The organism is Leptolyngbya sp. CCNP1308, assembly GCF_034932455.1.
Taxonomy (GTDB): domain Bacteria; phylum Cyanobacteriota; class Cyanobacteriia; order Phormidesmidales; family Phormidesmidaceae; genus Nodosilinea.
In genome coordinates this window covers 23,236-36,611 of sequence record NZ_JAYGIH010000037.1, presented here as the reverse complement: position 1 = coordinate 36,611, position 13,376 = coordinate 23,236, and the positions used below count along the sequence as shown (strand labels likewise).

Below are 13,376 nucleotides of genomic sequence, written 5' to 3'. Positions count from 1 at the left end.
TCAACTGAGAATGGATCGTACAAAAATGAGTATTCAGCAATTAATCACGCCTGAAAAGCACGACTTAGGTGGGTTTAGCGTACAGCGCATCTTACCGAGTGAAACCCTGAAAATGGTTGGACCTTTCATCTTCTTTGATCACTTAGGCCCAGCTATTCTCCCGGCTGGAAAAGGCGTCGATGTTAGACCCCATCCACACATCAATTTAGCGACGGTTACCTATTTGTTTGAAGGAAGCCTTCTGCATAGAGATAGTCTAGGTACAGTACAAGAAATTTTTCCGGGCGAGGTGAACTGGATGACAGCGGGCAAAGGTATTGTTCATTCTGAGCGATCGCCCGAGAGCTTTAGAGAAAAAGAAGCTACTCTTCACGGCATTCAGACCTGGATTGCCCTCCCCGAAAGCGCTGAAGAAGTTGAACCCAGCTTTTCACATTATCCGGCGACTGATTTACCGAGGTGGCTTGAAACAGGCACCAGCGCGACCTTGATCGCCGGTAGCTACCAGTCTCACCAATCACCCGTTAAAACCTACTCTGCTACCCTTTACCTAGCGCTCGTTTTCACGGAGGGTAGTGAATTTCAGCTAGCGTCAATGGAAGGTTTAGAAAGGGCAGTTTACAGCGTCACATCCGGCCTATTCGTAGATGGAAAGCCGTTAGAGCCATATCGTTTAGCCGTTTTAGCGCCGGATGAATCAGTAAATATCAGTGCGGGGGCTGAGGCAAAAGCAATAATTATCGGCGGGGCACCAGTGGGCGATCGCACAAAGTACTGGAACTTTGTGTCGAGCCGCTCAGCGCGTATCGAGCAGGCAAAACGAGATTGGCAAGACCGCCGCTTCCCGGCGGTTCCCGGTGAAACTGAATTCATTCCGCTCCCTGATAATTCAGATCACGTAGTAGCGCAACCCCTCTGAGCTGACGATGCTTAGGCGTTTTTGCTGAGCGAGAGAACAGCAGCTCAACTCGTGCAGCAAGGCTTTCTACTGTTTTGGATTCAGTCTATTTCATTCGCAAAACGCTTGGGAAATGATATGGAAGTTGGAATTGACAGTTTTGCCTCGGTTGGCACGAGTGAAAATGGTGAAACGGCGGATGCCGCACAGTCTATCGCTGAACTGCTGGAGAGAATAGAGCAGGCGGATCGTTCCGGCTTGGATATCTTCGGTATCGGCGAGCATCATCGGCATGAGTTTTTAGATTCGGCAAACGCGGTTATTCTTGCCGCTGCTGCCGCACGTACCGAGCGCATCCGTCTAACCAGCGCGGTTACGGTGCTGAGCGCGGCTGACCCGGTGCGCGTGTTTCAACAATTCGCCACGCTCGATTTGATTTCAAAAGGTCGCGCCGAAATGGTTGTCGGGCGCGGCTCGTTCACCGAAGCCTTTCCGCTATTCGGATTTAGTCTCGGCGATTACGACGAGATTTTCGCTGAAAAGCTCGACCTCTTGCTCAAAATTCGGGACAATGAAACGGTCAATTGGTCGGGCAAATTTCGCCCCGCGCTGGAAAACCAAGCGATTTATCCACGTCCGCTGCAAAAGCCGTTTCCCATCTGGCTCGGGGTCGGCGGTACGCCGCAATCTTTCCGCCGCGCCGGAATGCTTGGACTGCCGCTCGTGGTCGCCATTATCGGCGGCGAAACGCATCGCTTTCGCTCGCTCATAGATTTATACCGTGATGCCGGAGAGTACGCCGGACACGCGCCCGAAACACTGAAAGTTTCATTGCATTCAATCGGTTATGTTGCCGACACGACTGAACAAGCCGTCGAAGAATTCTTTCCGGGCTACGCCGAAACCTTCACTAAAATCGGCAGAGAGAGAGGCTGGCCGCCCGTTACGCGCGCCGCTTTTGACGCGCAGCGCGGCGCAACCGGCGCGTTACTGGTCGGCAGTCCTGAAGAAGTGGCGGAGAAAATCCGCCGTCACAGCGAATCGCTCGGCGGCATTTCGAGAGTAACGTTTCAAATGGACAACGCACAGATGAACCACGCCCAACTGATGCGCTCCATTGAACTGATTGGAATGCAAATGTCGCCACTCTTGAACAATTAAAATATGCGGGCATGATTCAACTCAGAGGGTGTTTGAAAAGCCCGGCAGGGTCGAAAATCATGCCAACCGCCTGACCATAATACGGATTATGGCGAGGTAAATGAGGGATTCTGACGTTTCCGGCAGGCGTTCGTAGTCCCGCACCAAGCGTCGGCATCCCCAATGCCTTCGGCGACGCTACGCGAACAGCCACCCAAAGGTGCGTTCGACCACCTAGCGCTTCTTTAGCAGGACAAAACCTTGGATTTGTTGCGGTCGTAGGATGACCTCGACAATCCAGCGACAGGTATCCATCACCCACATCAGGAAGGCGGGGCCGCTAAAGCCCCCATCGGCCCAAATCAGGGTCAGGTGCTCCATGGACACGCCCATCTCCTTCACTCGGGAGAGCACCGGCTTGCCGCCGTCCCGTTCGGGTACATAGCGGCAGTAACCAGCACCCGCAACACAAAGCCCAGGGTTTCGACGGTTATAAACCGTTTACGAGCAGTCATCATTTTGCCCGCATCGTAGCCCGCCGCCTCGTGAACCATCGCCGCACTTTTCACGCTTTGGCTATCAATGACGGCCTCTGACGGTTGAGGGTGGCGGTCTTGCGCAATGCGCATCCAGTCTCGGAGATGGTCATGACCCCTGACCTGAGCAGTTGGAACGGGCAGCTCAAGACCGAGTTGGTTTTACAACAGCAGTTGATCGACTCGCTAGAGCGGTTGGCAGGACTGTTGGACGAGAGCGGAATCAACTAGATGCCTCGGAACCGCCAAAGGTGAATTCGAGGGAGTAACTATTGGCGCGGTGGGAACACTACTTGACGGGGTTGTCATCGACAAGTTTGGATCTGCAGGTGGCACAGCGGGCGTTGCGGGATGGGTGCTCGGCTAAGGAGGTGACGCTGATGCTGGTGGCGGGGAGTGAGACGGTGAGGCTGATCTATGACAAGCAAGGTAGGAAGGAGGCGATCGCCTTTGCCCAGCACATAGTTACCGTTGCTAGTCCACACTACACCTCATCTATAGTTACGAAGCACCACAGCCATGGACTAGAGATAGGCGATTGAAGCGGCTGTGGAGCCTTTAAGTTTTGAATCATCGCTAAGGCTAGGGCGATGCTTTCTGTAACCCCATGGATGGCGGACATCCCAGAAATTGCTATGGCCTCCAACCAAATAAACTCTCCATTGATCAAGTGACCCGATGGGTTTTGTATGCTCACTGGAGGATAGGACCACCAGCCCGCCTGAGCAGTACCGCTGGGCAGAAAAAAGCTCAGCAGCAGCAAAATTCCGATGACTGGAATCAGCCAGAATGCGATCGCACCGCATTGGTTAACAAATTCGAGGAAGCTGTTCGCCGCTTAAAAAATTGAGCAGGCGCTGGGTGCCCAGGGGGTTTTGTAACAGCACCTGACTGGGTCGATCAGCGGTGACGGTGCCAATGATTTGAGCCGCAGGATCGTATTGACGTAAACAGGCGATCGCAGCGGCGGCGGCGGCAGGGGGAACAAACGCCACAAAGCGACCTTCATTGGCGACATACAGCGGATCTAGCCCCAGCAGTTCACAGGCTGCCTGCACTTCGGGTTGCACAGCAATGGCCGCTGACTCTAGTTGAATTGCCAGGTGGGTGGCCAGGGCCAGCTCATTGAGGGCGCTGGCGAGGCCCCCTCGGGTGAGGTCGCGCAGACAGTGGACAGGAACCTGACGGCAGAGGTCGAGCGCAGCGATCGCCACCGGGGCCGAATCGCTCTCGATGGTAGTCTCAAACGCGAACCCCGCTCGGGCCGACAAAATCGCGATGCCGTGACGGCCAACATCGCCGCTGAGGAGAACCACATCCCCTGGCTGAATGGCCGTGGGGCCGATGGCACTCTCCTGCTCGCGGGTGCCAATGCCCGCCGTGTTGATAAAGAGCCCGTCGCCCTTGCCGCGATCGACGACCTTAGTATCGCCGGTCACGATCCGCACCTGGGATTGCTCGGCGGCGGCTTGAATCGACTGCACGACCTGCCACAGCGTCGCCATGGGCAGCCCCTCTTCCAGAATGAAGCTGAGGCTGAGATAGCGAGGTCTGGCCCCCGCCATGGCCAGGTCGTTGACGGTGCCGTAGACGGCCAGAGAGCCAATATCCCCACCCGGGAAAAACAGGGGCGTCACCACGTAGGAGTCAGTGGTAAACGCCAGGCGATCGCCCGACAGCTCAAGGCTAGCCGCATCGTGTCGCCAAGCCGGTTCCGGCTGAAACGCAGCCAGAAACATGGTCTCAACCAGCTGGTGCATGAGGCGACCACCACCGCCATGGGCCAGCAATACCTGGGGGTACTGTTCAAGGGGGATGGGGCAATTCAACAAACGCTAGCTCCAGGTGGATGAGTCGCCAGGGGTTTTAAAAGACCGCAGTTCTATCTATAGCTATAGCCAGTCCAGTTAGGACAGTTTCCCTAGAACGTTTGAACGTTCAAACGTTTCTGAGGCTTCTGATTGTCCTAACCCAGGTGACTAAGGCTATATCATGCGGGATCAGATGGGGTGCGATCGCGCCGTCATATCAATGCGGCCGCATTGTTCATTGGCGGGTACGGCTTCCATCATTTTCTTCGGATCAGGTAAATCGAGCGCATTCATAAACTGGATGAAGGCTGCCCGAGTCTTGCCGACAAACCGAGGATTCCACTGTTTTTCTTCCCCAATGGTGGAAACTGTCTGACCGCGATAGTCGTGGGCGGGATAGACCAGGGTGTCATCGGGCAAGGTAAACAGACGCTGGGTGACGCGATCGTACAGGGTTCCCGCATCGCCGCTTTGGAAGTCAGTGCGACCGCAGCCTCGAATAAATAGGGCATCGCCGGTCAATACATGGGTGTCATTCACCAGATAGGCCATATGACTATCGGTATGACCATTGGTTTCAATTGCGCTGATTTTGATGTCGCCAACCATGAGCACGTCACCGTGGCTGAGATAGCGATCGGCACAGGCGGCATGGGCATTTTCAGGCACAATGCCTTCGCACTCAGTCAGCGATCGCAGCTTTCCGGTACCGGTCACATGGTCGGCATGAATGTGAGTTTCCAGGCAGAATTTCAGGGTCAATCCCAGTTCGTTGAGCAGCTTAAGATCGCGTTCGACTTGTTCTAAAACTGGATCGATCAGAGCGGCTACCTTAGTACCTGCATCAGCTACCAGATAGGTGTATGAGCAGGTATCGAGGTCGAAGAGCTGACGAAACAGCAGGGTTTCGGTGCCTTTGCCGATGTATAGCCAGGTATCTGGATCAAAAAGTTGACGAAATAGCATGGCCTTAAGCTCCTGATTAATTTTTACTTGGCGTTAAATGCTAGATCTGAAGACACTGCATTAGCTACGACTGACGACACTGACCGCAGTATGGAACAGCGAGATGAAACCGGATATCCAGTATGGATGAACAGTCCCTCTCGTAACCGACCTGCTATTAACCAGCTATAAAGAAGTTTGAGCAGCAAAATAGGCTGACCCCAGGATTCAGTCAGCGAAGGATCTCACGGGTTTGGATAAACGTCTTCAAGACGGCCCCAAACATTCAAGTTGAAGGGTTAAATCGCTGCTCAGTTCTGCTGGAGGCTCTCATCCATCGATAAGCAACCCCATTAAGCAGTAGTCCCACACCTAACAACAGCGCCATCAACACGAGCTGATAGCTCGGAACCGCAATTATGCTGTCCAACACGAGGTGAAGCAGGTTCAGCACCGTGTAAATTAGCGTCATGCCAAAATGCAGCTGGCGAAATTGCCGAGAGGCATAGAACGTGCAGCCCGCGATCGCCAGCAGCGGCAGGCAGAAAAATATCAGCATGAACCACATCACGGCATTCACACTGACGTAGCTATGGGCGTGAGATTCAGCCACATTGAGGCCATGGAACAGGGGCATCAACGCCAGCTGTGTATGAAACAACGTGCCGAGTAAAAAGACTGTCCACAGGGCGGTGATTTGGGTGGCAAAGTCCTTGACAGTAGGTTTATTCATAGTGAGAGGGATGGCGTCATCCCAGAATCAGCGTCATCCTCAGCATAAAAAATAAAGATGAGGAACTTATGACGATAGGCGATAGTGATAGTAGGCGGCACAGGCGCCTTCGGTCGATACCATCGGGGCTCCAAGGGGGTGTTCTGGGCAACAGCGATTGCCAAAAGCAGGGCATTGGTGGGGCTTTTTCAACCCCTGCAACACCAGACCGCTGATGCAGATATCCTCGGCCTTTGGTGTTTCAACCTGAGAGCGAAGGCGATCGCGAAACCGTACCTGGGCATCTAGATGGCAGTAGGGCTCGCACAGGCCCAGCCCGCTCTGGGGCAGGCTCCCTAACCCCCGCCACACTCGCGGCATCACCTGGAAGATCTCGGCCATCAGCTGCTGAGCTGGCTGGTTTCCCAGCGCTGTCACCGATCGCGCGTACTGATTTTCGACCTTGGCCCGGCCAGTTTCGAGCTGTTGTAGGCAGAGATAAACCCCCTGCAAAATATCGACGGGTTCAAAGCCGGTGATCACGATGGGAATCTGGTATTTGGCGGCGATCGCCGGATATTGGTAATACCCCGTCACCGTACACACATGGCCCGCCGCCAAAAATCCCTGCACCCGGCAGTCGGGGGCGGCCAAGATTGCCTCCATGGCGGGGGGCACCAGCACATGGGCGACCAGCACCGAGAAGTTTTCAATCTGCTCTTGAGCCGCCTGATAGACGGCCATCGCCGTGGCGGGGGCGGTGGTCTCAAAGCCGACGGCAAAGAACACCACCTGGCGATCGCGGTGGCAGCGGGCCAGAGCCAGGGCATCCAGCGGCGAATAGACCAGGCGCACATCGCCCCCCTGGGCCTTAACGCTAAGCAAATCGGCGGTGGTGCCCGGCACTCGCACCATGTCGCCGTAGGTGCAAAAAATAATGTCGGGCTGGGCAGCCAGGGTCAGCGCCTGGTCGATCAGGGCGGCATCGGTGACACAGACCGGGCAGCCAGGGCCATGGATCAGCGTAATCTCGGGCGGCATCAGCTGATCGAGGCCGTACTTGACGATGGTGTGGGTCTGTCCGCCGCAGATCTCCATCAGAGTCCAGGGCTGGGTGACGAGGGCTGCGATCGCGTTCACATAATCCTGAACCAGTCCCTCGTCGCGATACTCGCTGATGTACTTCATGGTGTCTAATGCCATCAGCCAAAGTAGCGAGAGGGTTGATCGATCTGAGCCAGATTTGCCTGATAGGTTTGAATTGACTTAATATATTGCGCCCGCTCAAAGGCCTGGGGGTTAGGGCAGTTGAGCTGGCTCATACTGCCCTGGAGCTGCTGAATCGAGTCATATTCGTGGTCTTGTAGCCACCCCCGCAGCCCCTGCTCGACAGTGCGTAAATGATCGATACCGTGGCGCAGCAGCGCACTGACCATCATCGTGACGTTGGCCCCCGCCATCAGCATCTTGATCGCATCTTCGGCCTGGTGAATGCCGCTGGTGGCCGCAAAATCGACCGGCAGCGTCCCAAACAAAATCGCTATCCACCGCAGCGGCAGGCGCAGATCTTGGGGGGTGCTGAGCAAGACATGGGACGAGACCTCTAGGGTCTCTAAATCGATATCGGGCTGATAAAACCGATTGAACAACACCAGCCCATCCACGCCCGCCAGCGCCAGCCGATGGGCCAGATGCGCCAGATTGGTAAAGTAGGGGCTCAGTTTGACCGCCACCGGAATCGTGACGCTGTGGGTAACGGCATAGGCGATATCGACGTAGGCTTGCTCAATCTGGGCGGCGGTCTGATTGGGGTCTGTGGGCACGGCGTAGATATTTAGCTCTAACGCATCGGCTCCAGCGGCTTCAATGTCTTTGGCGTAGTCAGTCCACCCGCCGGGGGTGCTGCCGTTGAGGCTGGCAATGATCGGAACATTCACCATCGCCTTAGCTCGTTGAATATGGTTTAAGTAGGCTGACGCGCTGACGTGGAACAACGCCTGAGGAGGGGCATAGGTTAGGGCTTCAGCATAACTCTCGGTGCCCTGAGCGAAATGGTAGTCCAGCGCGGTGCGATCCGCCTGGAGCTGTTCTTCAAATAGGGAATGCAGCACGATCGCAGCGGCTCCCGCATCTTCCAGTTGTCGCAGATGGGTCAGATCTTCGGTGAGCGGCCCGCAGGCTCCGACCACCAGGGGCGATCGGAGATCAAGGCCAAGGTAGCGGGTGGCAAGCATAATTAGGAATAGAGAAAGGGATAGTCCAAAAGGGAGCCGATCGCCCCGGTTGGATCGCCAGCGCTGGGTTTATTCGGTTTGGTGTTCTAGGCGATCGAGCCCCATCGGCAGGGTGCTTGCGGTTTGGACGCCGTAGCGGGATAGCAGCGTAGCCCCGAAGCCAAACAGGGTAATCAGGCTGATCAACAGCCCGCCCGCGATCGGAATCAGGCTGATGACAAACAGCAACAACCACCCCAGCCAGAAGTGCTGGAACCTGGCGTTGGGCGTTTGAGCGCGTATCCGTTTGCCCAGCCAAACACAGGTGGCGATGCCGCCCAAAAGCCCGGTCAAGACAGCGACAAGATTGACCAACGGGATGACAATGGCCCCAATGACGCTGCCTGAAATCAGCACGGTGAGAATCAGCAGGGTGGCAAACCCACCGATGCCAAAGACCAGGCTCATAACGGGACGCGCGTGGATGACGGTGGCGATCGCATCGATATGCCCCGGCAGCAGCAGCAGCAGCAGCCAACCTGCGATCGCCGCCGCCACAAAGGTTACCACCCAAAACACCACATTGCCCAGATAGAGCGTGCCGAGCACACCAAAGCGCTCAAACAGGTCGTTGAAGTTCTCTAGCACCGTGAACTCGCTGCCGCTGACCACGGCACTATCAGAGCGCATCACCCGGCCCCCAATGGCAAAGGCATCCCCAGCGACTTGAACATCGTCCTCAAGCCGGAGGTTGCCGCCGATGGCGAAGGCATCCCCCCGCACCATCGCCCCCGGCTGCACGGTGAGGTCGCCACCAATGGCAAAGGCATCATTCACCGTCTGAGACTCGGCGATTACTAGATCACCGCCTATTCTGAAGATGTCTTGATCGGTGGGGTCAGCCTGGGCGGGCAGAGTGCTACCACTAACCCAGATCGCCCAAAGCAGGGCGAGAAAACCAACCAGCCACCATTTCACCAGTTTCCACTGCATGGGCTCATCTCCCTTTAGAATGTGTGCTTTACTCGCTCACCCCCTCATCTCCTCACCTTCCTCATCTCCTCACCCCCTCACTCCCCACTCCCCTCCCCCAACTCCGCCATCTCCGCCAGCGCCCCATACAACCGCCACCGCCGCTGCACATCCTGCTGGGCCTGCCGCAGTAAGGTTTTTGCCGCTGCGGGGTCGCTGTGGGTCAACAGTTTGAACCGATTTTCGGCATACATCGACTGCTCCACCGGCAGCTGGGGCGCACGGCTGTCGAGGCGGAGGGGGTTGAGACCCTCGGCCCGGCGGCGCGGGTCGTAGCGGTAGAGCAGCCAGCGCCCCGCATCGACGATCGCCGCTTGGTGGTGCATGGCCGTAGACATCTCGATGCCGTGGGCAATGCAGTGGGCGTAGGCAATGATCAGCGAAGGGCCGTTGTAGGCTTCAGCTTCGAGGAAGGCTTTGAGGGTGTGCTCGTCGCGAGCCCCCAGGGCGACGCTGGCCACGTAGGCAGAACCGTAGGTCATCGCCATCAGACCCAGATCTTTTTTGGCGGTGGTTTTGCCAGCGGCGGCAAACTTGGCGACGGCGGCCCTCGGGGTGGATTTAGACTGCTGGCCGCCCGTGTTGGAATAGACTTCGGTATCCAGAACCAGGATATTAACGTTGCGTTGGCGTAGCCTCTTCCCAGAAGAATCGCTCGCCAGCACGTGATCCAGCCCGCCGTAGCCAATGTCGTAGGCCCAGCCGTCCCCGCCGACAATCCACACGCTCTTCTTGACTAAGGCGTCAGCCAGGGAGAGCAGCCGCTGAATATTGGCCTGTAGGGCTTCATCCAGGGGAGTCTGAGCCATCTCGGTGAGCAGGGTTTTGAGCTGGGCAACGCGCTCTCGCTGCTCCACAATGTCGGCTTCGTCGGTCTGCTGGGCCTGGAGAATCTGTGGGGCCAACGTTGGTAGAGCCGACCGCCCCAAGCCCTCGGCGGCGGCGATCGATCGCAGCAGTTCGGCGGCATAGTCAGCCTGCTTGTCGATGGAAACTCGAAAGCCCAGACCAAATTCAGCGTTGTCTTCAAACAGCGAGTTCGACCAGGCTGGGCCGCGGCCCTCAGCATTGTGGCTCCAGGGGGTGGTGGGCAGGTTGCCGCCGTAGATCGAAGAGCAGCCGGTGGCATTGGCCACCAGCAGGCGATCGCCAAACAGCTGGGTGAGCAGCTTGAGGTAGGGGGTTTCGCCACAGCCCGCACAGGCCCCCGAAAATTCAAACAGCGGCTCTTGCATCTGCTGCTGGCTGATTTTGTGCAGGTTTAACGCGGTGCGATCGGGGTTGGGAATCTGGAGGAAAAAGTCCCAGTTCGGTTTCTCCTGCTGCCGCAGGTCGATAGTTGGCGCCGGGGTGGCAGGGTCTAGATCGGCTTCAGCCGGGCCAACCTGGGGGCCAGTTTGGTAGACCGGCGTCATATTGATCGCCTTGAGGCGAGGAATCGATTTATTTTTGGCGGGGCACACATCCACACAGATGCCGCAGCCGGTGCAGTCTTCCGCGGCCACCTGAATGGTAAATTGCTGGCCGGGCCACTCCCGGGCGGCGGTGTGCTTAAAGCCTGGCGGAGCCTCGGCCAGCTGCTCTGGCCCGTACACCTTGCTGCGAATCACAGCGTGGGGGCAGACCACCACGCATTTGCCGCACTGCACGCACACCTGCGGATCCCACACCGGAATGGCCTGGGCAATGTTGCGTTTTTCCCACTGGGCGGTGCCGGTGGGGTAGGTGCCATCGCAGGGCAGGGCGCTGACCGGCAACTCGTCGCCCTGGCGCTGCATCATGGGGCCGAGCACCGTTTGCACAAAGGCCGGGGCGCGATCGGAGACGGCGGGCTTTAGGGGCGGAATGGTTGCAGGCTGAGCGCCAGTCGGCAGCGGGATCTCGTACAGGTGTTGCAGGGTCTGATCCACCGCTTGCAGATTCATGGCGACGATCGCCGCCCCCTTCTTGGCATAGGTTTTGCGAATCGACTGCTGAATGGCCGCGATCCCCTCCTCCTGGGGCAAAATCTTCGACAGGGCAAAAAAGCAGGTCTGCATGACGGTATTGATGCGGTTGCCCATACCGGCCTCTCGGGCGACCTGGTAAGCGTTAATGGCGTAGACGCTCAGCTGCTTTTGCAGAATCTGAGCCTGAATGCGATCGGGGAACTGGTGCCAGGTTTCCTCCGGAGCATAGGGCGAGTTGACCAGAAAGGTCGCCCCGGCGATCGCCGGCCCCAAAATATCGAGCTGATCGAGCAGCATCCACTGGTGACAGGCAACCAGGTTGGCCTGGTCGATCAGATAGGGAGCCTGGATTGGTGTTGGGCCAAACCGCAGGTGCGAGGTGGTGACTGAGCCAGACTTTTTAGAGTCGTACACGAAGTAACCCTGGGCGTAGTTGGGGGTCGCCTCGCCAATAATTTTGATCGTGTTTTTGTTGGCCCCTACGGTACCGTCTGCCCCCAACCCGTAGAAGACCGCCCGTACGGTTTGCGCCGGCTCAATCGAGAAGCTGGGGTCGTAGGGCAGGCTGGTGTGGGTGACATCGTCGTGGATGCCGATGGTGAAGTGGCGCTGGCGGGTGCGGGTGGCATCGTCGTGGATGCCAATGGTGAAATGGGGCCGGTGGGGTTGCCACCCGTCGAGCCGAAGATGATCAAAAACCGCCTTCACCATGGCCGGGGTAAATTCTTTCGACGACAGGCCATAGCGCCCGCCCACCACCACCGGAAAGCCGCTATCCATCGGCGCAAATCGCTGCTCAACCAGGGCCGCGAGCACGTCTAGGTAGAGCGGTTCTCCGGCACTGCCAGGCTCCTTGGTGCGATCGAGCACGGCGATCGCCTGCACTGTTTTAGGCAGAGCCTCGACAAATCGCTGGGCGTCAAAGGGACGATAGAGCCGCACTTTGACTAAGCCGACGTTTTCGCCCTGGGCATTGAGCGCATCTACCGTGGCCTGCACCGTCTCACAGCCAGAACCCATCAGCACCGCCACGCGCTCAGCCTGGGGGCTACCGTAGTACTCAAAGGGTCGATAGCGTCGGCCGGTCAACTGGGCAAAGCGATCCATCACCTGGGCGATGATATCGGGGCAGTTTTGGTAATAGGAATTCACCGCCTCCCGCGCCTGGAAAAACACGTCGGGATTTTGGGTCGTGCCGCGAATCACCGGATGATCGGGACTCAGAGCCCGCTGGCGATGCTGGGCAATCAGCTCATCGTCGATCAGCGATCGCAGCACTTCCTCGGTCAGCAGCTCAATTTTTTGAACCTCGTGGGAGGTGCGAAAGCCGTCGAAAAAGTGCAGCAGGGGGATGCGGCTGGCCAGGGTAGCTGCCGTGGCGATCGCCGCCAGATCCTGCGCCTCCTGCACGGAGGCCGAGCACAGCATGCCGAACCCGGTGCTGCGAGCCGCCATCACATCGCTGTGGTCGCCAAAGATCGACAGGGCCTGGGCCGCTAGCGATCGCGCCGCCACATGAATCACGCAGGGCGTTAGCTCACCGGCAATCTTGTACAGATTGGGTAGCATCAACAACAGCCCCTGGGATGCCGTAAAGGTAGTCGTGAGCGACCCGGTTTGGAGCGCGCCATGGACTGCTCCGGCCACGCCGCCTTCGCTCTGCATGGCCACAATGGCGGGCACCGTGCCCCACAGGTTGGGCTGACCGGTGGCGGTCCAGGCATCGGCCCATTCCCCCATGGGCGAGGCGGGGGTGATGGGGTAAATGGCAATCACTTCGCTGAGGGCGTAGGCCACTCGGGCGACGGCTTCGTTGCCGTCGAGGGTGGCGGTTGTGGTCTGGGGCAAAGCAGAGACGGTCATCGCAGAAATCCTCACGGGGCGATCGCTGACCTCTGAGCTTCAGCCTATAGAGAAACTTTGAGGAAGTTGTGAAGGGTTAGGGCGTCAAAGCTTTTAGGCCAGTTGCCTGACACCGGGCCAACAGGTCTTTTTCAGCCGCCACCCAACAAAGGAAAGAGTGACATAACGATTCGGTGAGCGGTTGCTAATATCCTTTGCTACAACACCAAACAACTTCAATAGTCCGCTCCAACCAAGTTGTTTGGCGTACCTATGTTATATTATCGCCAAAATTAAG

Annotated in this window: 12 protein-coding genes; 3 read left to right on the top strand and 9 right to left on the bottom strand. The window is 57.4% G+C overall.

Going from position 1 to position 13,376, the window contains the following annotated elements:
- Window positions 1–25: 25 nt before the first annotated feature.
- Both VB780_RS11285 and VB780_RS11280 read left to right on the top strand, forming a co-directional pair.
- Window positions 26–919 carry a pirin family protein gene (locus VB780_RS11285; RefSeq protein ID WP_323351251.1) on the top strand — a complete coding sequence of 298 codons (894 nt, stop codon included), beginning with the start codon at window positions 26–28 and terminating at the stop codon, window positions 917–919.
- 51 nt (window positions 920–970) lie between these two features.
- Window positions 971–2,059 (top strand): LLM class flavin-dependent oxidoreductase, encoded by a 1,089-nt coding sequence (locus VB780_RS11280; protein ID WP_323351250.1) that lies wholly within the window; start codon window positions 971–973, stop codon window positions 2,057–2,059.
- Between the two features lie 213 nt (window positions 2,060–2,272).
- On the opposite strand, the gene VB780_RS11275 is transcribed toward VB780_RS11280, so the two are convergent.
- Window positions 2,273–2,431, bottom strand: a complete 159-nt coding sequence (locus VB780_RS11275) for a hypothetical protein (RefSeq protein WP_323351249.1) — start codon at window positions 2,429–2,431, stop codon at window positions 2,273–2,275.
- Window positions 2,432–2,436: 5 nt separating this feature from the next.
- Window positions 2,437–2,667: a hypothetical protein gene (locus VB780_RS11270; RefSeq protein WP_323351248.1), complete on the bottom strand. Its 231-nt coding sequence runs from the start codon at window positions 2,665–2,667 to the stop codon at window positions 2,437–2,439.
- Window positions 2,668–2,846: 179 nt separating this feature from the next.
- On the opposite strand from VB780_RS11270, the gene VB780_RS11265 reads away from it, so the two are divergent.
- Window positions 2,847–3,116 (top strand): hypothetical protein, encoded by a 270-nt coding sequence (locus tag VB780_RS11265; RefSeq protein WP_323351247.1) that lies wholly within the window; start codon window positions 2,847–2,849, stop codon window positions 3,114–3,116.
- Window positions 3,117–3,383: 267 nt separating this feature from the next.
- Here the strand turns inward: VB780_RS11265 and hypE are convergent, their stop codons facing one another.
- The 7 genes from hypE to nifJ all read right to left on the bottom strand — a co-directional run bounded on the left by hypE (window position 3,384) and on the right by nifJ (window position 13,099).
- Window positions 3,384–4,406, bottom strand: a complete 1,023-nt coding sequence (gene hypE / locus VB780_RS11260) for a hydrogenase expression/formation protein HypE (protein WP_323351246.1) — start codon at window positions 4,404–4,406, stop codon at window positions 3,384–3,386.
- 168 nt (window positions 4,407–4,574) lie between these two features.
- Entirely contained in the window at window positions 4,575–5,288 is a 714-nt protein-coding gene (locus VB780_RS11255; RefSeq protein ID WP_416349222.1) for an MBL fold metallo-hydrolase, read from the bottom strand.
- Window positions 5,289–5,616: 328 nt separating this feature from the next.
- Window positions 5,617–6,063 (bottom strand): hypothetical protein, encoded by a 447-nt coding sequence (locus VB780_RS11250; protein ID WP_323351244.1) that lies wholly within the window; start codon window positions 6,061–6,063, stop codon window positions 5,617–5,619.
- 66 nt (window positions 6,064–6,129) lie between these two features.
- On the bottom strand, window positions 6,130–7,245 hold the full coding sequence (gene hypD, locus VB780_RS11245) for a hydrogenase formation protein HypD (RefSeq protein ID WP_323351243.1): 1,116 nt from the start codon (window positions 7,243–7,245) through the stop codon (window positions 6,130–6,132).
- A complete protein-coding gene (locus VB780_RS11240) occupies window positions 7,245–8,276 on the bottom strand; it encodes a dihydroorotate dehydrogenase-like protein (protein WP_323351242.1) in 1,032 nt (343 codons plus the stop codon). Before VB780_RS11240 ends, hypD begins: the two co-directional genes overlap by 1 nt.
- 69 nt (window positions 8,277–8,345) lie before the next feature.
- The gene (locus VB780_RS11235) at window positions 8,346–9,248 is read right to left on the bottom strand and encodes a hypothetical protein (RefSeq protein WP_323351241.1); all 903 of its coding nucleotides are present in this window, start codon (window positions 9,246–9,248) and stop codon (window positions 8,346–8,348) included.
- Between the two features lie 77 nt (window positions 9,249–9,325).
- Window positions 9,326–13,099, bottom strand: coding sequence for a pyruvate:ferredoxin (flavodoxin) oxidoreductase (nifJ, locus tag VB780_RS11230; RefSeq protein WP_323351240.1), 3,774 nt, complete (start codon window positions 13,097–13,099; stop codon window positions 9,326–9,328).
- Between the last annotated feature and the right edge of the window lie 277 nt (window positions 13,100–13,376).

Coding starts and splice junctions, on each gene's coding strand:
- nifJ (WP_323351240.1), bottom strand. CDS start 13,099: ATGACCGTCTCTGCTTTGCCCCAGACCACAACCGCCACCCTCGACGGC.
- VB780_RS11250 (WP_323351244.1), bottom strand. CDS start 6,063: ATGAATAAACCTACTGTCAAGGACTTTGCCACCCAAATCACCGCCCTG.
- VB780_RS11270 (WP_323351248.1), bottom strand. CDS start 2,667: ATGCGCATTGCGCAAGACCGCCACCCTCAACCGTCAGAGGCCGTCATT.
- hypD (WP_323351243.1), bottom strand. CDS start 7,245: ATGGCATTAGACACCATGAAGTACATCAGCGAGTATCGCGACGAGGGA.
- VB780_RS11285 (WP_323351251.1), top strand. CDS start 26: ATGAGTATTCAGCAATTAATCACGCCTGAAAAGCACGACTTAGGTGGG.
- VB780_RS11275 (WP_323351249.1), bottom strand. CDS start 2,431: ATGGGCGTGTCCATGGAGCACCTGACCCTGATTTGGGCCGATGGGGGC.
- VB780_RS11240 (WP_323351242.1), bottom strand. CDS start 8,276: ATGCTTGCCACCCGCTACCTTGGCCTTGATCTCCGATCGCCCCTGGTG.
- VB780_RS11235 (WP_323351241.1), bottom strand. CDS start 9,248: ATGCAGTGGAAACTGGTGAAATGGTGGCTGGTTGGTTTTCTCGCCCTG.